Source organism: Nitrospirillum amazonense (assembly GCF_007828045.1).
Taxonomy (GTDB): domain Bacteria; phylum Pseudomonadota; class Alphaproteobacteria; order Azospirillales; family Azospirillaceae; genus Nitrospirillum; species Nitrospirillum amazonense_C.
On record NZ_VITN01000001.1, the window covers coordinates 584,112 to 603,187 of the forward strand.

General features: G+C 71.3%; 13 protein-coding genes. 6 read left to right on the forward strand and 7 right to left on the reverse strand.

Annotated elements, in window-relative coordinates; translation table 11 throughout:
• Positions 1–70: 70 nt before the first annotated feature.
• Entirely contained in the window at positions 71–1,009 is a 939-nt protein-coding gene (locus tag FBZ89_RS02355) for a LysR family transcriptional regulator (RefSeq protein ID WP_145748405.1), read from the reverse strand.
• Between the two features lie 168 nt (positions 1,010–1,177).
• Between FBZ89_RS02355 and FBZ89_RS02360 the strand changes: the two genes are divergently transcribed.
• The 5 genes from FBZ89_RS02360 to FBZ89_RS02380 all read left to right on the forward strand — a co-directional run bounded on the left by FBZ89_RS02360 (position 1,178) and on the right by FBZ89_RS02380 (position 8,189).
• Positions 1,178–1,429: a hypothetical protein gene (locus FBZ89_RS02360; RefSeq protein ID WP_145748406.1), complete on the forward strand. Its 252-nt coding sequence runs from the start codon at positions 1,178–1,180 to the stop codon at positions 1,427–1,429.
• 85 nt (positions 1,430–1,514) lie between these two features.
• On the forward strand, positions 1,515–1,988 hold the full coding sequence (locus FBZ89_RS02365; RefSeq protein WP_145748407.1) for a DUF1203 domain-containing protein: 474 nt from the start codon (positions 1,515–1,517) through the stop codon (positions 1,986–1,988).
• 109 nt (positions 1,989–2,097) lie between these two features.
• On the forward strand, positions 2,098–3,174 hold the full coding sequence (locus FBZ89_RS02370) for a LacI family DNA-binding transcriptional regulator (RefSeq protein ID WP_145748408.1): 1,077 nt from the start codon (positions 2,098–2,100) through the stop codon (positions 3,172–3,174).
• 186 nt (positions 3,175–3,360) lie between these two features.
• Positions 3,361–5,760, forward strand: a complete 2,400-nt coding sequence (locus FBZ89_RS02375; protein WP_145748409.1) for an ABC transporter permease — start codon at positions 3,361–3,363, stop codon at positions 5,758–5,760.
• A gap of 14 nt (positions 5,761–5,774) precedes the next feature.
• A complete protein-coding gene (locus tag FBZ89_RS02380; RefSeq protein WP_186457151.1) occupies positions 5,775–8,189 on the forward strand; it encodes an ABC transporter permease in 2,415 nt (804 codons plus the stop codon).
• A gap of 11 nt (positions 8,190–8,200) precedes the next feature.
• On the opposite strand, the gene FBZ89_RS02385 is transcribed toward FBZ89_RS02380, so the two are convergent.
• Complete coding sequence (locus FBZ89_RS02385; protein ID WP_145748411.1) at positions 8,201–9,079, reverse strand: alpha/beta fold hydrolase; 879 nt, start codon at positions 9,077–9,079, stop codon at positions 8,201–8,203.
• Positions 9,080–9,191: 112 nt separating this feature from the next.
• Here FBZ89_RS02385 and FBZ89_RS02390 point away from each other — a divergent pair, with 112 nt between their 5' ends.
• Positions 9,192–10,244 carry a P1 family peptidase gene (locus FBZ89_RS02390; RefSeq protein ID WP_145748412.1) on the forward strand — a complete coding sequence of 351 codons (1,053 nt, stop codon included), beginning with the start codon at positions 9,192–9,194 and terminating at the stop codon, positions 10,242–10,244.
• Here FBZ89_RS02390 and FBZ89_RS02395 read toward each other — a convergent pair.
• The 5 genes from FBZ89_RS02395 to FBZ89_RS02415 are packed head-to-tail and all read right to left on the reverse strand — an operon-like array spanning position 10,232 to position 18,891.
• Complete coding sequence (locus tag FBZ89_RS02395) at positions 10,232–11,833, reverse strand: dipeptide ABC transporter ATP-binding protein (protein ID WP_145748413.1); 1,602 nt, start codon at positions 11,831–11,833, stop codon at positions 10,232–10,234. The genes FBZ89_RS02390 and FBZ89_RS02395 overlap by 13 nt on opposite strands.
• A gap of 3 nt (positions 11,834–11,836) precedes the next feature.
• A complete protein-coding gene (locus FBZ89_RS02400; protein WP_246171992.1) occupies positions 11,837–12,685 on the reverse strand; it encodes an ABC transporter permease in 849 nt (282 codons plus the stop codon).
• The gene (locus FBZ89_RS31370; RefSeq protein ID WP_145748414.1) at positions 12,682–15,228 is read right to left on the reverse strand and encodes an ABC transporter substrate-binding protein; all 2,547 of its coding nucleotides are present in this window, start codon (positions 15,226–15,228) and stop codon (positions 12,682–12,684) included. Before FBZ89_RS31370 ends, FBZ89_RS02400 begins: the two co-directional genes overlap by 4 nt.
• 25 nt (positions 15,229–15,253) lie before the next feature.
• On the reverse strand, positions 15,254–16,651 hold the full coding sequence (locus FBZ89_RS02410; RefSeq protein ID WP_145748415.1) for a tetratricopeptide repeat protein: 1,398 nt from the start codon (positions 16,649–16,651) through the stop codon (positions 15,254–15,256).
• 29 nt (positions 16,652–16,680) lie between these two features.
• Positions 16,681–18,891, reverse strand: coding sequence for a TonB-dependent receptor (locus FBZ89_RS02415; protein ID WP_145748416.1), 2,211 nt, complete (start codon positions 18,889–18,891; stop codon positions 16,681–16,683).
• Positions 18,892–19,076: the final 185 nt, after the last annotated feature.

Here is a 19,076-nt window from a genome sequence, read left to right on the forward strand (position 1 = left end):
CATCTGGGGGGCCGTTATGCCGGCCCGTCGTCATGAGCGGGGAAGTGTACGGGAAAAGCGCCTATTGGCGCTATGGGGCCGCCGCCGGTGGTTCCATGCCCCCGTCGTGAAGCGGCCCTGCGGAGGGTGTGCTCAGCAGATGGTCGGCCAGCAATTTGGCGAAACGGGGCAGGCGGGCGCGGCCGCGGGTGCAGACCTTCAGGTCGCGTACCGCCCAGCTGTCGGTCAGGGCAATGCAGCGGATGTCCATGGTCCGGGCGGCGCGCCGCGCCGTCGTTTCCGGCACGATGCCGATGCCGACGTTGCCCTCCACCAGGCGGCAAATACCGTCGAAGCTGCGCAACTGCACGCGCAGGCGCAGGCGCCGGCCGGCCCGGGCGGCCCGGTCGGACAGGAAGCGCTGCAGCGCCGCCGCGCGGTCCAGGCCCACGAGGTCGTGGTCCATCACCTCGGCGAAGGTCACCGTCTCACGCCCGCCCAGCGGGTGGGCGGGGGCGGCCACCAGGACGAAGCGGTCCTGGCGGAAAGGGTAGGTTTCCAGCTCGCCCGTCTCCACCGTGCCGGCGACGATGCCGATGTCGCCGGTGCCGTCGGCGATGGCGGCCACGATCTCATCGCTCAGCCGCTCTTCCACATCCACCGACACCAGGGGGTGGGCGTTCAGGAAGCTGCTCAGCAGCTCGGGCAGGAATTCCGTCAGCGCGTTGGTGTTGGACAGGATGCGGACGTTGCCGGCCGCCCCGCCGGCATAGACGCTCAAATCCTCGCGCAGGCGTTCCGTCTGCTCCAGGATGGCGCGGGCATGGGCCAGCAGGGCGCGGCCGGCGGGGGTGGGTGTCACCCCGTGCCGTCCCCGGTCCAGCAGGGTGGCGCCCAGCGACACCTCCATATTGCGGATGCGCGTGCTGGCCGCCGCCAGGGCCAGGTGCGCCCGCTCGGCCCCCCAGGTGATGCTGCCCGCCTCCACCACGTCGCGGAACAGCGCCAGGTCGGTCAGGTCGAATTGCATGGAAGCCCCCCTTCGCGGACCACCCTTCGTCATCGGCGAAGGCACACTGCGCGCAATACACATTGTTGCCAAGTGTTCGGTGACCGATACTTCGCCTGTGACGGAGCGAATGCCTGAACGGACGCTCCTCCGCCCGGGGCTCCGCATCGCCGGCGGCTCCTTGAAACCATGAAGGACACCATCATGACCGGCCGCCTTTCCGGCGGCGCCGGCGGCGCGTTGTCGCGCGCGCTGCTGGGGCTGCTCCTGCTCGCCTTCATCCTCTTGCTGATGCTGCGCCCGGCATTGCCGGTGGCGCTCGACAGCCAGGGCCACCCCTGCACCTTGGTGCGGGTGGTGCCGGATGCGGATGAGATGCCGCCGACGCAGGTGGCGAAGCCTGGCCCGCCCTCTTTCGGCCCGGATGCCTACGGCGACTGAGTATTTTCGACCGCAGGAAACGGGATGGCCGCCGCGTCGGCGCGGGGCAGGGTGGGACATCGACACCTGACAATCGGTTGCCATCATGACCCTGTCCTTCACCGTCACCGGCCTCGATCCGGCCCCCTTCGCCCCCTTGTTCGCCCTGGATGAGGCCGGCCTGCTGGCCGCCGGCGCCTGCCGCCAGGTGGTGGACGCCCCGGGCGCCTTCCCCTGCCGCGTCAGCCTGGATGATGCCCGCCCGGGGGAGCGCGTGGTGCTGGTGAACCATCAGCATCAACCCGCCTTCACCCCGTATCGCTCCGCCCATGCGATCTATGTGCGCGAGGGCGTGGGTGAAGCATGTCGGACGGCGGACATCCTGCCGCCGGCCTTGGAACGGCGCATCCTATCGCTACGATGCTTTGACGCGGGCCATATGATCGTGACGGCCGACCTGGTGGACGGTACGGACGCCATCCCCGTCATCCACCGCCTGCTGGACCGGCCGGATGTGGCCTACATCCACGCCCATTACGCCAAATACGGCTGCTATGCCGCGCGGATCGACAGGGCGTGATGCCGCTTGCGTCGCCCTCCCCGGGCAAGGGAATATCGGCGCCCCGCCAGCCCGGCGGGGCGCCGTCGCCATGCCGGCGCGGCGACCAGGATGACGGATCAGCGGACGGATGCGGCGGTCGCGGCAGCAGCGGGACAGGGTGACCATCCAGGACGTGGCCCAGCGCGCCGGCGTGTCCGCCATGACCGTATCCAACGTCGTCAACCGCACCGGCAAGGTGGGGGAATCCACCCGCGCCCGGGTCCGCGCCATCATCGAGGAAATGGGCTATGTGCCCAGCCAGGCGGCCCGCCACCTGGTGGGGGCGGCCCCGGCGCGCATCGGACTGATCTACCTCGATATCGAAAGCATGTTCCTCAGCCTGGCGCATGGCGAGGTATCGGCCGCGGCGGCGGAGAAGGGGCTGCAGCTCATGGTACGCCGCGCCGGCGCCGCCACGCCCGACAAGGCGGCGGCCGTGGCGTTGTCCCTGGTACGGTCGGGCGCGGACGCCCTGCTGCTCATTCCCCCCTTCGCCGAATTGCTGACCGGGACGCCGGCGCTGCGCACCCTGGGCGTGCCGGCAGTGGCCATCGCCACGGCCGGCCCCTTGCCCGACATGGCGACGGTACGCATCGACAACCATGCGGCAGGGCGGGCGGTCGCCGACCTGCTGATCGCGCGGGGCTATCGCCGCATCGCCATCATCACCGGTCCGGGCGGCCATTCCGACAGCGTGGCCCGGCTGGACGGCTACAAGTCGGCGCTGGCGGCGCACGGCATCCCCTTCCGGCCGGAGCTGTGCGCGGAGGGGCTTTTCAGTTTTGAAACGGGGCTGATCGCTACCGACATCCTGCTGAACCTCCCCCAGCCGCCGGATGCCATCATGGCCGCCAATGACGACATGGCGGCCGCCGCCTTGTGGGCCGCGCACCGGCGGGGTCTGGTGCCGCCCCGTGACCTCGCCGTCACCGGCTTTGACGACACGCTGGTCGCCACCCGGGTGTGGCCGGCGCTGACCACCGTGCGCCAACCCATAAAGGACATGGCCGTCCGCGCCATCGACCTGCTGGTCGAGGCACTGGGCAGGTCGGCGGCGGCAAGCGGGGCGGCGGCAGGTGGGATGGTGGCCGGCATCGCCCCCACGCCACGCGACGTCGTGCTGGACTTCACCCTGGTGGAACGCGGATCGGTGCGGCCGGCGTGAAGGGGGGAGCCGGCGGCGCGTGTTGATGGTCGGGCGGCCCCTGTGCGCGGATTGTCCGTTCCCGGACAGCTGTTCGAGAACGGACAGGGGTATCCCCCCACCACTTCAATAAAAGCAAGCACTTAGGCGCGGCCCGTCTTTTGCTTGACACACACACTTCATTCCGCAGCCGGGGGAAACCGCTGAATGATCGTCTTGCCGTCCATCTTCCGCCGCCACGCCCTGGTCACCCTGTTGAACCTGTTCGGGCTGACGGCGGGCATCGCCGGCTTCCTGATGGTCAGCCTGTATGTGGCGGGGGAGTTGACGGTGGACCGGGGGTTCACGGGGGTCGACCGGCTCTACCGCGTGGGAACCCGGCTGTCGGTGGGGGGCAACGAGATCGTGCTGGGCGCCACCACGCCGCTGTTGGTGGAGCCGCTGGCCCAGGACTTCCCAGAGGTGGAGGCGGTCACCCGCGCTTCCGAGGAGGATGTCGACCTGCAGGATGGGGACCGCGTCCTGACCACGCCGCTGCTGTGGGCGGACGCCAACCTGTTGCGGGTGCTGGACTATCCGCTGGCGCGGGGCGACGCCGCCACGGCGCTGGCCCGGCCCGATGGGCTGGTGGTGACGCCGGAACTGGCCCGCACCCTGTTCGGGGATGCCGATCCGATGGGCCGCACCGTCCGGGTGGCGGGCGGCCAGATGCTGACCGTCACCGGCGTGCTGAGGCCGCTGGCCGAAACCCACCTGAAGTTCACCGGCATCGCCGCCGACAGTGGCCGGGGGGACAAGAACTGGGCCCATATGGCCGCGGAGCAGTGGAGCCACATCGGGGAAACCGCCGTCTACGTCCGGCTGCGCCCGGGCACCTCCGCCGGGGCCGTGGCCGCGCGGCTGCCGGATTTCGTGCGGCGCCGGGCCGTCCTGAGCCAATTGCCGGACGATGTGCGCCAGGGCTTCATGGCCCTGCGCCTGGACCCGGTGCCCTCCATCCATCTGCACATCAAGACCTTCAACCAGTCCAAGCCGGGCGGCGACGTCGGCACCGTGGGCCTCCTGTCGGTCGCCGCCTTGCTGATCCTGGGCGTGGCCATCGCCAACTACACCAACCTGGCCACGGCCCTAGCCATCCACCGGGCGCGGGAGGTCGGCATCCGCAAGCTGGCCGGCGCCCGGCGCTGGCAACTGGTGGCCCTGTTCACCGGCGAGTCCGTGGCGCTGGCCATCGCCGGCACCCTGGCCGGCCTGGCGGTGGTGGAGGTGCTGCTGCCCCCCTTCCTGGCGCTGGTGGGCCGGCCGCTCGGCTTTTCCTTGCTGCGCGACGGCGGTTTCCTTGCCCTAGTCCTGGCCACGCCCCTGGTGGTAGGGGTGCTGGGCGGCCTTTATCCCGCCCTGGTGCTCTCCGGCTACCGCCCGGCGGAGGTGCTGAAGGGTGGCGCGGCGCCAGCCGCCGGCCGCCTGGGCGCGGTGCTGGTGGTGGCGCAGTTCGCCATCTCCATCACCCTGATCATCGCCACGGTGACGGTGCTGCGCCAGGTGGCGCACGCCCGCACCGCCGCCTTGGGCTTCCTGCCGGAAAACCTGTACGTCGTCAGCCAGTTGCCCCACGACGCGCAGCGCGCGGTCACCATGAAGACGGAGTTGGCGAAGATGCCCGGTATCCAGGGCGCGGCCTTTAGCAGCCTCGTCCCCGCCGACATCAGCCAGTTCATGACCCAGCTCACGGTGCCCGGGGACACTCATGGCGCCACGCCGGGCAAGGCCTTCATGCCGGATTTCTCGGCGGATCCGGACTTTATCGCGACCTATGGCCTGGACCTCAAGGCGGGCGCTGCCCTGCCGCCCGGCTGGCGCCCGGCGGCGGACGGGGGGCGGCGCTATGTCTGGCTGACTGAGGCGGCGGCCCGACGCTTGGGGTATGCCCATCCCACGGATGCCGTGGGCGACCGCTACACCGATGAGGAGGATCATCCGGTCGAGGTGGCGGGCGTGCTGGGCAATGTCCGTTTCCGCACCGCCCGCGACGCGGACGAGGCGCTGATGTTCTCCATCGGCGCCACCGGTGGCTTCCTGACCATCCGTCTGGCCGCCGGCGATCCCCGCCCGGCCCTGGCCGCCATCAACGCCCTGGTGGATCAGCTGTACCCCGAGGCGCGTCGCGCGCCGCGCGGCTTCGCCGACGATAGGCTGGAGGCCCAGTACCGGACGGAGGAGCGCCAGGCCAAGGTCTTCGCCATCTTCAGCGCGCTGGCCATCGTGCTGGCCAACCTGGGCCTGTTCGGCCTGACGGCGCTGGCGGCGGCGCGGCGGACCAAGGAGATCGGCATCCGCCGCGTGGTGGGCGCCCGGGCGCGCGACATCGCCTGGCTGATGGTGTGGCAGTTCGCGCGGCCGGTGCTGCTGGCCAACCTGGTGGCCTGGCCCGTGGCCTGGTGGGGGCTGCATCGCTGGCTGGGGCAGTTCACCGTGCGGGTGGACCAGGGGCCGGGCACCTATCTGGCCGCCGGGGCCGCCGCCCTGGCCGTGGCGCTGGCCACCGTGGCCGTTCACGTCATCCGCGTGACCCAGGCGCCGCCCGCCGGCGCCCTGCGGTATGAATGAGGGGGAGGTGTACGATGCCGATGTTCACGCTGCCTGTTTTCCTCCGCCGGCATATCCTGTTCACCTTGCTGAACCTGACGGGTCTGGCCGTCGGTATCGCCGCCTTCCTGCTGGTCAGCCTCTATGTGGCGGAAGAGGGGACGGTGGACCGGGGCTTCACCCACGCCGACCGCCTCTACCGCGTGGGCAGTCAACTGAACGTGGGCGGCCAGTCCATCAAGCTGACCTTCGCCCCGGATGACCTGGCCGGGTCCGTGAAGCAGGAGGTGCCGGAGGTCGAGGCCGTCACCCGTATCGAGCAGGATCGGGTGATGCTGGGCGCCGCCACCCGCTACTTCGAACAGCGGGTGCTGTGGGCCGATCCGGACTTCCTGCGGCTGCTGGATTATCCACTGGAACGGGGCGATCCCGCCCTGGCTCTGGCCCGGCCCGATGGCGTGGTGGTGACCCGGGACCTGGCGCGCACGCTGTTCGGGGACGCTGACCCCATGGGCCGCACGATCGAGGTGCGGCACGGGCCGGCCCTGACCGTTACCGGCATCCTGGCGCCGCTGGGGCAAAGCCATCTGGTCTTCACCGCCATCGCCGCCGAGGCCGCACGGGGGGACAAGTCCTGGGCGCATGCGAAACCGCGACCCTGGTCCGACATCTCGGGGGTCACCACCTACGTCCGCTTGGCGCCGGGGGCGTCGGCGGCGGCGGTGGGCGCAGGCCTGCCCGCGTTCGTCAACCGGCACAACCCGCCCAACCCCGACAAGGCGGGCGGCGGCATGGACAACATGGTCAGCCTGCGGCTGGATCCCGTGCCCGACATCTATCTGCGGGTCAAGGCGCTGGGCGCCCTCGCCGAAGGGGATGTCGGCACCTTGCAGGTCCTGGGCGGCGTCGCCCTGCTGATCCTGGGCATCGCCATCGCAAACTACACCAACATGGCGACGGCCCAGGCCATCACCCGGGCCCGCGAGGTGGGCATCCGCAAGCTGGTGGGCGCTCGCCGCCGGCAGCTGGTCGCCCTGTTCACCGGCGAGGCGGTGCTGCTGGCCGCCGTCGGCACGGTGGCCGCCCTGGCGCTCATGGAACTGGCCCGGCCGGCGTTCCAGGGACTGGTGGGCCGGGATGTCTCGCTGGCGCCCCTGACCCGGGGCTGGCTGCTGCCCCTGCTGCTGGCCACGCCTGTCCTGGTGGGCGTGCTGGGCGGCTTCTACCCCGCCCTGGTGTTGTCGGGCTACCGGCCGGGAGAAGTACTGAAGGGCCGCGCCCAGGCGCCGGGCGCCGGCCGCGTGCGGGCCGTGCTGGTGGTGGCGCAGTTCGCGGTATCTATCGCCCTGATGGTGGCGACCTTCACGGTGCAGCGCCAGGTGGCCCACGTTCAGGCCGCCGGCCTGGGCTATCAGCCGGATAGCCTGTACCTGGTCAGCAACCTGCCCGCCGACCTGTCCCGGGCCGCCACCTTGAAGGCGGAGGTGACACGCCTGCCCGGCGTGCGTGCCGCCAGTCTGTCCAGCTTGGTGCCGGCCGCCCAATCGGAAAGCCTGTCCAGCTTCGACCTGCCGGAAAATACCCGCAGCACCCTGCGCCAGGCGCGGGGTATCGCCACCTTCACGGCGGACCAGGATTTCTTCGCCACCTACGGCGCGCGCCTGGTAGCCGGCAAGGACCTGCCCCCCGGCTGGAAGCCGGCGGAGGGGGACGAGGAAAAGCCGCGCTACCTCATCCTGACGGAAACCGCGGCGCGGCGCATGGGATACACCAGGCCGGAGGACGCGGTGGGCGAACGCCTGTCCATCAACAGCGAAGACCCCACCGAGGTCGCCGGCGTGGTGGCGGACATGCGGTTCCAGTCCGCCCGCCGGGCCGATCTGCCGCTGATGTTCCCGATCAAGGCCAGCGGCGAGCACCTGACCGTGCGCCTGGCCGCAGGCGACCAGCGGGCCACGATGGCGGCCGTGAACGCCGTGGTCGACAAGCTGTACCCCGACGCCGACTACCTGCGTCGCGCCTTCGCGGATGAGCGGATCGAAAGCCTGTACCAGTCGGAACGGCGCCAGGCCCGCGTCTTCGCTGCTTTCGGCGGCTTGGCCGTGGCGCTGGCCAATATGGGCCTGTTCGGCCTGACCGCCCTGACGGCGGCCCGGCGCACCAAGGAGATTGGCGTGCGCCGGGTGGTGGGGGCCAAGGTGCCGGATATCATGGGGCTGATGGCCTGGCAATTCACCCGGCCCGTGCTGCTCGCGAACCTGGTGGCGTGGCCTGTCGCCTGGTGGGCCCTGCACCAGTGGCTGCTGCAATTCACCGTGCGGGTGGACCAGGCGCCCCTGACCTTCCTGGCCGCCGGCGCTGTCGCCTTGGCCGTGGCGCTGGCCACGGTGGCGGTCCACGTCATCCGCGTCGCCAGCGCCCCGCCGGTGGCGGCGCTGCGGTACGAATGACCGCGCGACAGTCAGCCCTTTACCAGGCCCAGCAGCAGGGCGTTGGTCTCGGCCGGCTTCTCCAGCATGATCTGGTGGCCGCAGCGTTCCAGTTCCACGTAGGTGGCGTTGGGCAGGCGCTTGGCCAGGTCGCGGGCACCGGCCGGCGGCGTCAGGCCGTCATTGGCGCCGGCCACCACGGTGATGGGCAGGGTCAGGGATGAGAGCGCCGCCGGGTCGGGATGGGCCGCCTGGCTCATCAGCGCCTTCATCATGAACAGGCTGTTGCCCTTGGTCGCCTGCTCCTCGAACGCGAGCAGGGCGGCGTCGGTGTCCGGATGCCAGGCCAGGGAACGGAACTTGGCGGAGATGAGGGGGCGGATCCATTCCAGGACGAAGGGTGGCAGCCAGCCCAGCGGGTTGGCGCCCAACAGGGCGACGGGGCTGGGCGGGCCCAGCAACAAGGCCGCCGCCACGCGATGCAACTGGCCCTCCGCCGCCAGGCCCTGCAGCAGGCTCAAGGTCAGGCGGCAGCCATAGGAGTGGCCGGCCAGGATGACGCGGCCTTGACTGTCCGGCGGCCCATAGCTGTCCAGGATCTGGCGGTAGTCGGCCACCAGATGGTTACCCTCATAGGCCGCCCAGTCGCGCGGCTGGGGGCTTTGCCCATGGCCGACGAAATCCCAGGCGACGATGCGCACGCCCGCCTCCACCAGGGCGGCCCATTGGTGGCGCCACTGGTTCTTGTTGCCGCCACTGCCGTGGCACAGGAAGACGGTGGTGTCGGCACGCGTCCCGCCCTCATGCACCAGCAGGCTCAAGGGCGGACGGCCGTCGCGCACCGTCACCGTGTCGGTCGTGACCACCAGGCGGGTGGTGGCAATCGGCTGGGGCTCAGCGGTATCCGGCATGGTGTTTCCCGTTGAAGGTACGAGGATGAAGGCGGACTATCCGCGCTGTCGCGGCCGGGATCGTGGATCGGCCGTCCCCGGACCGTGAACCAAGCCGTTGGAAAACCGTATCATGCCTGCCACCGGACCGCGCCCCGGATCGCGTAACGCCATCACCGACGTCCCCGGCCTGACGGTGGGCCACGCCACGGATGAGGGGGTGCGCAGTGGCGTCACCGTCCTGCTGTGCGGGGGCCCCAAGGGGGCCGCCGGCTGGGCCGGCGGCGTGGACGTGCGCGGCGGCGGCCCCGGCACCCGCGAGACCGAGATGCTGGCGGCGGAGAACCTGGTGGGCCGGGCTCATGCCGTGGTCCTGACCGGTGGTTCCGTCTTCGGGCTCGCCGCGGCGGACGGGGTGGTGGCCGTGCTGTCGCGGCGCGGGATGGGCCTGACCCTGCGGCCCGGTACGCCCGCCGTGCCCCTGGTGCCGGCCGCCGTGCTCTATGACCTGGCCAATGGCGGCGACAAGGACTGGGGCCTGGCGCCGCCCTACCGTGACCTGGGGATGCGCGCGGTCGAGGCCGCCGGCCTGGATGTGCCCCAAGGCGCCCTGGGCGCCGGGCGCGGCGCCATGGCCGGGCTGGTCCCCGGTGGGATCGGCACCGCTTCGCTGGATCTGGGCGATGGCCTGGTGGTGGGCGCCCTGGTGGCGGCCAACCCCCTGGGCTCGGTTTTCATGCCCGACGGCCGCACCTACTGGGCCTGGCCCTTCGAGATCGATGGCGAGTTCGGCGGCCGCACACCCCAGGGCCCCATGGATGCCAGCGACCCGGTGCCCGAGCTGTCGCGGCTGGGCGTGCACCGCCAGCCCACGGCGGGCGCCAACACCACGATTGCGGTGGTGGCCGCCTCCGCTGACCTCAGCACGGCGGAGTGCAAGCGGGTGGCGATGATGGCGCAGGACGGCATCGCCCGCGCCGCGCGCCCGGCCCACACCCCTTTCGACGGCGACACCGTGTTCGCCGTGGCGCGGGGACCGGCCCTGTCGATGGACGCCGGCAGCCGCTGGGCCCAGGTGGCGCGCATCGGCTCCGCCGCCGCCGACTGCCTGGCCCGCGCCATCGCCCGCGCGGTGTATCATGCGGGGGACGGACAAGGGGGCGAGGACGGCCATCAGGCGACCTGAGTTGCCAGGGTGGGCGTGGCCGCCAGCAGGCTGGCGGTGTAGGGATGCCGCGGCTGGCTCAACACCTGCGCGGTCGGCCCTTCCTCGACGATGCGGCCGTCGCGCATGACCAGCAGCCGGTCGGTCAGGGCCCGCACCACCGCCAGATCGTGCGACACCACCAGATAGGCCAGGCCCAGGCGGCGCGACAGGCTGCCCAGCAGGTCCAGGATCTGGGCGCGGGTCAGCACATCCAGGGCGGAGGTCGCCTCATCCAGGGCGATCAGGTCGGGCTGCACCGCCAGGGCGCGGGCGATGGCGATGCGCTGGCGCTGGCCGCCGGAGAATTCGTGCGGATGGCGGTCGGCATCCGCCGGCGCCAGGCCCACCTGGGCCAGCAGTTCCTCCACCCGCGCCCGCCGCAGCGCGGGGGGAAGCGGCGCGTCCAGCAGGGCCAGGGGCTCGGCCACCACCCGCTCCACCCGCCAGCGGGGGTCGAAGCTGCCCACCGGGTCCTGGAACACCATCTGGACGTGGCGGCGCAGGGGGCGGCGGGCGGCCTCGCCGGCCGCCGACCAGGGCCGGTCAAGCAGGCGCACGGCACCCGCCTGCGGCGCGTCCGCCGCCAGCAGGGTGCGCAGCAGGGTGGATTTGCCCGATCCGGACTCGCCCACGATGCCCACGCTCTCCCCCCGGTGCACGGCCAGGCTGACCTGGTCCACGGCGCGCAGGTGCGCCGGCCTGGACCACCAGCCGGCACGGGGCAGGGGATAGTCGCGCACGATGCCCTCGGCGGCCAACAGGGGCGGCTGTACGGGGGCCGGTAGAACGTCCGGCCGCTGCCGCGCCGGCTGCGTGGCCGCCAGCAGGCGGCGGGTATAGGGATGCGCCGGCGCCGCGAAGACGGTCGCGGGGTCGCCCGCCTCCACCACCGCGCCTTCATGCACCACCACCACGCGGTCGGCCACGCGGGACACCAGGGCCAGATCGTGGCTGATCAGCAGCAGGCCCAGGCCATCCTGCCGCACCAGATCCACCAGCAGGCCCAGGACGCGGGCCTGGGTGGTCACGTCCAGGGCGGTGGTGGGCTCATCCGCGATCAGCAGCTTGGGTTTCAGGGCCAGGGCCGCCGCAATGGCCACCCGCTGGCGCTGCCCGCCCGACAGCTCATGCGGGCGCCGGCTGCGGGGGAAGCGATCGGCGGGCAGGCCCACACGGGTCAGCATGGTGTCGGCAATGCGCGCCGCTTCGGCCCGGCTGGCCATGCCGTGCACCCGTACCGTCTCCGCCACCTGCGATCCTATGGACAGGACGGGGTTCAGCGCCGTCATGGGTTCCTGGAACACCAGGCCCACGTCGCGGCCGCGCACGGCGTTCATCTGCCGTTCGGTCAGGGTGGTCAGCTCCCGCCCGTCCAGGCGGATGCTACCCCGGGTGCGGGCGCCGGGGGGTGTCAGGCCCAGCACCGCCAGGGCGGTCATGGACTTGCCGGAGCCGGACGCCCCCACCAGGGCCACGATCTGGCCCGGTTCCACCGTCAGCGATACGGCACTCAGGATGGTGCGGCCGTCGATGGTCAGGCTGACATCGCGAATGTCCAGCAGTGCCATGGCTCAGGCCCCCCGCTTCGGGGCCAGGCGGCCGCGCAGGCCCTCGCCCAGCAGGTTGAAGCCCAGCACGGCGGCCACCACGGCCAGGCCGGGGAACAGCACCAGCCAGGGCGCCTGGCCCGCCAGGGTCTGGCTGTCCGCCAGCATGCGGCCCCAGCTGGGCTGCGGCGCCTGGGTGCCCAGGCCGACGAAGGACAGGCCAGCGTCGGCGACGATGCCCAGCGACAGCTGGATGGCGGCCTGGACCAGCAGCAGGCCGGCGATGTTGGGCAGCACATGTTCCGCTGAGATGCGGCCGCCGCCCTTGCCAGCCAGGCGGGCGGCCAGGGTGTAATCCCGCGCCCACACGCCCAGGGCCGCCCCCCGCGCCACCTTGGCGAAGACGGGAATGTTGAACAGGCCGATGGCGGCGATGGCGTCCACGGCCCCCGGGCCGCACAGGGCCGCGATCAGCACGGCGGTGATCAGGGCGGGGAAGGCGAAGACCACGTCGCTGCCGCGCATCGCCACCTCCTCCACCCAGCCGCGCCGCCCCGCCGCCAGCAGGCCCAGGGGCACGCCGAATCCCGCGCCCACGCCCACGGCGGCCAGGGCCACGCCCAAGGCGCTGCGCCCGCCCGCCAGCACGTGGGAGAAGACGTCGCGGCCATAGGCGTCGGTGCCGAACCAATGGGTGGCGGAGGGTGCGGCCATCCGCCCGGCGACGTTGATGGCCGTGGGGTCATAGGGCGTCCACGCCAGCGACAGCAGGGCGGTGGCCACCACCAGGCCGGTCAGGAACAGGCCGGCGGCCAGGGCCTTGGAATGGCGGCTGCCGTCGGCCGTCGCCTCCAGCGTGATCATGACGGTCATGGCCGCGGCCCCCGTGTCAGGCGCGGATCCACCGCGGCGTTGGCCAGATCGATCAGGAAGGTGACCACCACCACGGCGAACACCAGGCCGACGGTGACCCCCTGCACCACGATCAGGTCGCGCTGGGCCACGGCCTGGAACACCAGGCGCCCCAGTCCAGGCAGGAAGAACACGTTCTCGATGATGATGCCGCCCGCCAGCAGGAAGGAGAACTGCATGCCCAGGATGGTCAGTGCCGGCACGCACGCATTAGGCAGGGCGTGGCGCAGCAGGGCCTGGGCCAGGCTCAGGCCCTTGGCCCGCGCGGTGCGGATGTAATCCTGCCCCATCTGCGCCACCAGCTCGCCCCGCAGCACCCGCGCCAGGATGCCGGCCTGGGGGGCGGCCAGGGCGATGGCCGGCAGGGTCAGGGCCTTGCATGCCGGCAGCAGGCCGCCGCCCCAGCCGGGGAAGCCGCCGGCGGCGAACCAGTGCAGGCCGGCGGCGAAGACCAGGGCCAGCACGGTGCCGGCCCAGAAGTTGGGCACGGCGATCAGCAATTGCGCCACGCCGTTCAGCAGGGCGTCCACCACGCCGCCCCGCCGCCCGCGCACGGCCCCCAGCGCCGCCAGGGTGCCCAGGGCGACGGCCAGCAGGGTGGACAGCAGCACGGCATACAGCGTCAGGGGCAGGGTCACGGCCAGCCGCTCCGCCATCAGGCGGCCGACATCGACGCGGTAGGTGTAGCTGAGGCCGAAATCGCCCCGCGCCAGGCCGGCCAGCCAGGCGAGGTAGCGCTGCGGCGCCGGCACGTCCAGGCCCATCTGGTGGCGCAGCACGGCCAGGGCGGCCGGGTCGGCGCTCAGGCCCATCATCACCCGGGCGGGGTCGCCGGGGATGACCTGCAACACCAGGAAGATGGCCAGGCTGGCGGCCAGCAGGGTCAGCAGCAGCACGACTAGGCGCCCGGCGACATAGCGCGGGCCCGCCTTGGCGGCGGCCAGGGCCACGGCGCCCAGCACGGCCAAGCCCAGCAGCCAGGCCAGCCCCCCGGCGCCGGACAGGCCGCCACCGGTCCCGGTGTTTCCGCCGGCGTCGTCGAAGCGCGCCGTGGCCAGGTCCACCAGCTGCACCGGCGTGGGCAGCCAGATGTCGCGCAGGCGTGCGTCCCACACGCCGAAATAGGGGTATTCGAACAGGAAGACGTTGACGGCATCGTCGGCCAGGGTGCGCTGGATGTCGCCCAGCAGGGCCAGGCGTCGCGCCGGGTCCACCGTGGCGTCCAGCTGGGCCAGCAGCGCCTTGTAGGCCGGGTTGCGATAGCCGAAATAGTAATCGTCGCGGCCGTAAATGTCGTAATCCATGGGCTCGACATGGGCGACGATGGTCATGTCGAAGTCATGGCCGCCATACACCTGGGAAATCCAGGTGGCCCATTCCACGTCCTGCAGCACCACATGCACCCCGGCCTCCGCCAGCTGGGCGGCGATGATCTCGGCGGCACGCTTGGCATAGGGCAGGGGCAGCACGCGCAGGGTGGCGGTGAAACCGTGCGGATAGCCGGCCTGCGCCAGCAGGGCCTTGGCCTTGGCCACGTCGTGTGGGTACAGGCCCGTCAGATCGACATAGCCGACGTTCTGCGGCGGGTAGTGGCTGCCGATGGGGTCGCCATAGCCGAACATGGCGCCCTGGATGATGGCCTGGCGGTCGATGGCGTGCGACAGGGCGCGGCGCACCAGCACATTGTCGAAGGGCGGGCGCCGGTTGTTCAGGGCCAGCAGCGTTTCCCCCTCCGATGGGGCGATGTCGACGGTATAGCGCGGGTCGGCCTTCAGCGCGGCGATGGCCTCCGGCGCCGGGAAGGCGGGGAAGCCCTGGATGTCGCCGGCCTTCAGCGCCGCCGTGGCCGCCGCCGGGTCGGCGATGAAGCGGTAGGTGACGCTGGCCAGATGGGGGGGCACCCCCCAATAGGCCGGGTTGCGCGCCAGGGTGACGGCGTTGCCCCGTTGCCAGTCGGCCACGGTATAGGGGCCGGTGCCCACCGGGTGGGTGACGTTGCCGGCGGCGCTGGCGGGGGACACCATGACGGCCGCCGGCCAGCCCAGCACCTGCAACAGGCTGCCGTAGGGCGCCTTCAGGTGGATGGCGGCCGTCAGCGGGTCGATGACATCGACATGGTCGATGTGCGACAGCGCCACCTTCTGCGGGTTGGTGCTGCCCGGGGCGATGGCGCGCTCAAGCGAGAACTTGACCGTTTCGGCATCGAAACCAGTTCCGTCCTGGAAGCGCACGCCCGCCCGCAGGTGGAAGGTGTAGGTCAGGCCGTCGGGCGCCACCGTCCAGTCGGTGGCCAGCAGGGGCTGCACCGTGCCGCCCACGCCCTGGTGCACCAGGCCCTCGAACACCGTGGGAAAGACGACGGCGGGGATGGCGGCCGAGGCCTCCGCCGTCGGGTCCAGGCCCGGCGGCTCCAGCTGCAGGCCCAGGGTCAGGCTGTCGCGCGCGGCCGCCATGGGCGCTACCGCCAGGACGGCCAGCACGGCCGCCGACCTGACAAGACGCATGAGAAAGGTCGCCCAAGCCATTGGTCTAGCGCCCCAGCAGGGAGGGGGCGTGGCGGTGCGCCTCCACCGTGGCGTGGGCGCGTGCCGCCGCTTGGCGCGCCAGGCTGGGCAGGCCCAGCGCGTCATAGACCTGGGCCAGGGCGCGGTTCAGGGGCACGCCGCCGGGGTCAAAGGCCCGGCGCAGTTCCAGCATCTGTTGCGCCGGCGCCCAGCGCCGGTCCTTGAGATAGGCGTCCAGCACCACCTGCTCGAACAGGTCGCGCTGGGCGTGGCTGCCGCCGATCTCCACCAGGCGGGGCAGCACGGGGCCCAGGCGGCGCACCGCCGCGCGCCAGTCGCCCCGGTGATAGGCCACCAGCCCCTCGGCCGCCGGCACGGCCACGTCCGCCCATGTCTCCCGGCTGTGGTCCGGCGCCGTGCCCGCCTGGGCGCGGATGGCGTCCAGCAGGGTGTCGGCCTCCGCCCGGCCCGCGCGCGCCAGGCCCATGAGGTACAGCAGCGCCAGGAAGGGCTGGGCCGTGTCGGTGGCGCGGGCCGCCAGGTGGCCGGCCAGGTCGGTCCAGCGCCCGCCCACGTCCACGCCCGCCAGCTCCAGCCGGCTCAGCAGTTGCACCGCCCCCGCCTGGTCCTGGGAATAGCCCTTGTCCACGCCCCAGACGCGGGCGTCGTAGGTGGCCAGCGCCTCCGCCGCCCGCCCCTGGCTCAGCAGGAACAGGGCGTAGTGCCACCACAGGTGCGTGGACATGAAGGAATTGAGGTCGGTCCAGCTGTCGTGCACGCCGCGCAGGAAGGCCGCACCCTGGTCGATCTCGCCCCGCGTCAGCATCACGTGGGCCAGGGCGTGGTGGGCCCAGGGCTCCTTGCGCTTCAGGGTGATGGCGCGGCGGGCCGCCGCCTCCGCCTCATCCAGCAGGTGGCATTGCTCATAGCCGAAGGCCAGCATGCCATGCAGATAGGCGACGTCGCCGGCGCGGGGCAGCACCTTCAGGGCGATGCGCACCATGTCCGGCGACTGGCCCCGGTTGAAGTTCAGGTACTGGTGGATCTTCACCGCCACCAGGTCGCGGGGGAATTCCTCCGCGATCTGGTCGCCCAGGGCCAGGGCGGCGGGGATGTCGTCCCGCCACCAGGCCTCCAGCATCGCGGCGTTCAGCCGCTCCCGCCGCGTGCCGTGGCGGGCGGCGGTCAGGGCGCGGCCGACATAGGGGGCGGCGCGGCCAGGGCCGTCGGTGGATTCCAGGAACATCCACAGCATGCCGGCGTAGATTTGCACCAGGGGTAGGTCCACCGCCGCGTCCGCCACCGCCAGCAGGTTCACGGCCCGCGTCTCATAGGCCAGCAGGCCGCCGACGAAATCGTCGATCAGCCCGGCGCTGTGGTCGCCGTCCGTGGTGATGGGGTTGCCCAGGAAGTCTTCGTCCATGACGCTCTCGGCCTGGCTGTTGCGGGCGCTTAGTACTGGTACCCCAGGCGGATGCCCCAGGTCGCCGGCCGGCCGGGGATGGCGATGTCGGCGTTGGTGAAGAAGTTGCGCAGCAGGTCGTAGCGCCTGTCGAGGATGTTCTGGCCATAGACCGTGGCCGTCCACGGCCCCTGCTCCGGCGTCAGGGTCACGGCGGCGTTGACCAGCCAATAGCCGGCGACGTTGTAGCGGCTGCCCAGCAGCGAGCGTTCGCTGCCGCGATAGCTGTAGTCGGCCTCCGTCTTCAGCGTGTGGCCGGGCAGGGCCCAGTCATAGCTGACGCCGCCGTTGTAGGTGACGCGGGGGAAGCCCAGATCCTCCCCCGCCTGGTTGGTGGTGATGGACCGGCAGGGGTAGCAGGTGGCCAGTGAGGCGGCCGTGTCCACGGCGTTGAATTCCGTGAACTCGCCATGCGACAGGCCCAGCGCCTGGGTGATCAGCAGGCCGGCGCGGGGCGCCCACTGGGCCTCCAGCTCCGCGCCGTAAATCTCCGACCGGGGGGCGTTCACGATCTTGCCGATGGCGGCGAACACCGGGTCGATGATGACCGACTGCACCTGCTGGTTATGATAGTCGTAATAATAGGCCGAGGCGTTCAGGCGCAGGGTGTGGCCGGCCAGGTCGGACTTCACCCCCGCCTCATAGGCCCACAGCACCTCCGGCCGGAAGGGGGCCAGGCCGCCCAGCGCCAGGGTGTTGTAGGCGGTGAAGCCGCCGGACTTCACCCCCCGGCTGACGTTGGCGTACAACAGGGCCGCATCGTCCAGCTTGAACTCCACCCCCGCCTTGCCCGTGGTCTGGGTGAAGCCGGTGGGCACGCTGTCGGCCGCCACGCCGATGCCGGTGTCGGGGATGGTAATGGTGCGGAAGGTGCGCAGCGTGCGGTCCTCATGCTCCTCCCGCAGGCCCAGGATCAGCTTCAGCCGGTCGGTGGCGGCATAGTCGACCTGGCCGAAGCCGCTGATGGATTCCGCCGTCTGGGCATAGCGGGTGTTGGCGATGAAGCCGTAGATGTCGGTGAAGTCGGACAGGAAGGCCTCGCGCAATGTCTCGTGCGAGTAATAAAGCCCGCCCACCCATTGCAGCCGCCCCGCCCCGGTGGAGGCCAGGCGCAACTCCTGCGATACGTCCTGGGCGCGGCTGTTGAAATACTCATCCGCGTCGCGGTACGCGGTGGCGTCCCAGTCGTCGAACTCCTTGCGGTTCAGCGCCTCCCACGCCGTGATGCTGGTCAGCGTCACATCCTCGAAGCGGTGCAGCACCGTCAGGTCGGCGCCGCCGCTGGTGTTGTTGCGGAAGGGCTTGGCGTTCGGGTCGGCGCCGATGACCTTGGCGAAGGCGGGCGACAGGCCCCACCCCGTCTTCGACGGGTCGGTGTCGGCCGGCAGGGTGCCCACGCCCGGCTGGACGGTGGGGTTGAAGTCATAGCCGCCGGTGCCGTCCGACAGGTCGCGCCCGTAATGCAGGTTCAGCTTCACATCCGTATCCGGCGTGGCGGCCCAGGCTATCTTGGCACGCACGGCGGTGCGGTTGGCGTTGCCCAGGTCCTGGCCCGTCACGCGGTTGGTCTGCCAGGCGCCGCCCTGCTGCGTCATGGCCGACAGGCGCACCTTCACATTGTCGCCGATGGGGCCGGAGACGTAGGCCTCCACCTTGGCGGCGTCGTAGCTGCCATAGTCGGCGGTGATGCCGGCGCCGGCCGTGTCGGTGGGGTTGGCGGTCAGGATGTTGATGGCGCCGCCGGTGGTGTTGCGGCCGTACAGCACGCCCTGCGGCCCGCGCAGCACCTCCACCCGGTCCACGTCATACACCAGGCCCTGGGTCATGATGGGCAGGGGGTAGGCGACCTCATCGACATACACGCCCACGGTGGGCGTGTTGTTCGAGGCATAGTCGTTGAAGCCCACGCCCCGGATGCGGAACTGCGGCTGCCCCCCGCCGAAGGCGTTGGTGACCTCCAGCCCCGGGGTCATGGTCTGCAGATCGTTGACCGAGGTGACATGGTGGGCGGCCAAATCCCCCGCCGACAGGACGGAGACGGACAGGCCCACGTCCTGCACCGACTGCTCGCGCCGCTGGGCGGTGACGATGATGTCCGGAATGCCGCCGCCGTCCTGCTCCTGCGCCACGGCGCCGCCGCTCAGCAGTAGGACACCGGCCGCCACACAGCCCTTCAAGGCTTTAATGCGTGATCCCTTCATCCTCAGCCCCCATCGGTCCCCGGCGTGGCCCTTGGCTGGGCTTGTTCACCGGATGATGCCGGCCGCCGGATTGTACTGTTCAATGGCTGTGCAAAATATTAATAGCACACTAACGACAGTTAGCACGGGGAATAACGCTCCGGTCAATTGCGTAAATTACCGGCGGGCGATGATTACGGGGATAG

Coding starts and splice junctions, on each gene's coding strand:
- FBZ89_RS02375 (WP_145748409.1), top strand. CDS start 3,361: ATGATCGTCTTGCCGTCCATCTTCCGCCGCCACGCCCTGGTCACCCTG.
- FBZ89_RS02395 (WP_145748413.1), bottom strand. CDS start 11,833: ATGGCACTGCTGGACATTCGCGATGTCAGCCTGACCATCGACGGCCGC.
- FBZ89_RS02400 (WP_246171992.1), bottom strand. CDS start 12,685: ATGACCGTCATGATCACGCTGGAGGCGACGGCCGACGGCAGCCGCCAT.
- FBZ89_RS02415 (WP_145748416.1), bottom strand. CDS start 18,891: ATGAAGGGATCACGCATTAAAGCCTTGAAGGGCTGTGTGGCGGCCGGT.
- FBZ89_RS02385 (WP_145748411.1), bottom strand. CDS start 9,079: ATGCCGGATACCGCTGAGCCCCAGCCGATTGCCACCACCCGCCTGGTG.
- FBZ89_RS02360 (WP_145748406.1), top strand. CDS start 1,178: ATGAAGGACACCATCATGACCGGCCGCCTTTCCGGCGGCGCCGGCGGC.
- FBZ89_RS02370 (WP_145748408.1), top strand. CDS start 2,098: ATGCGGCGGTCGCGGCAGCAGCGGGACAGGGTGACCATCCAGGACGTG.
- FBZ89_RS02355 (WP_145748405.1), bottom strand. CDS start 1,009: ATGCAATTCGACCTGACCGACCTGGCGCTGTTCCGCGACGTGGTGGAG.
- FBZ89_RS02410 (WP_145748415.1), bottom strand. CDS start 16,651: ATGGACGAAGACTTCCTGGGCAACCCCATCACCACGGACGGCGACCAC.
- FBZ89_RS02380 (WP_186457151.1), top strand. CDS start 5,775: ATGCCGATGTTCACGCTGCCTGTTTTCCTCCGCCGGCATATCCTGTTC.
- FBZ89_RS31370 (WP_145748414.1), bottom strand. CDS start 15,228: ATGCGTCTTGTCAGGTCGGCGGCCGTGCTGGCCGTCCTGGCGGTAGCG.
- FBZ89_RS02365 (WP_145748407.1), top strand. CDS start 1,515: ATGACCCTGTCCTTCACCGTCACCGGCCTCGATCCGGCCCCCTTCGCC.
- FBZ89_RS02390 (WP_145748412.1), top strand. CDS start 9,192: ATGCCTGCCACCGGACCGCGCCCCGGATCGCGTAACGCCATCACCGAC.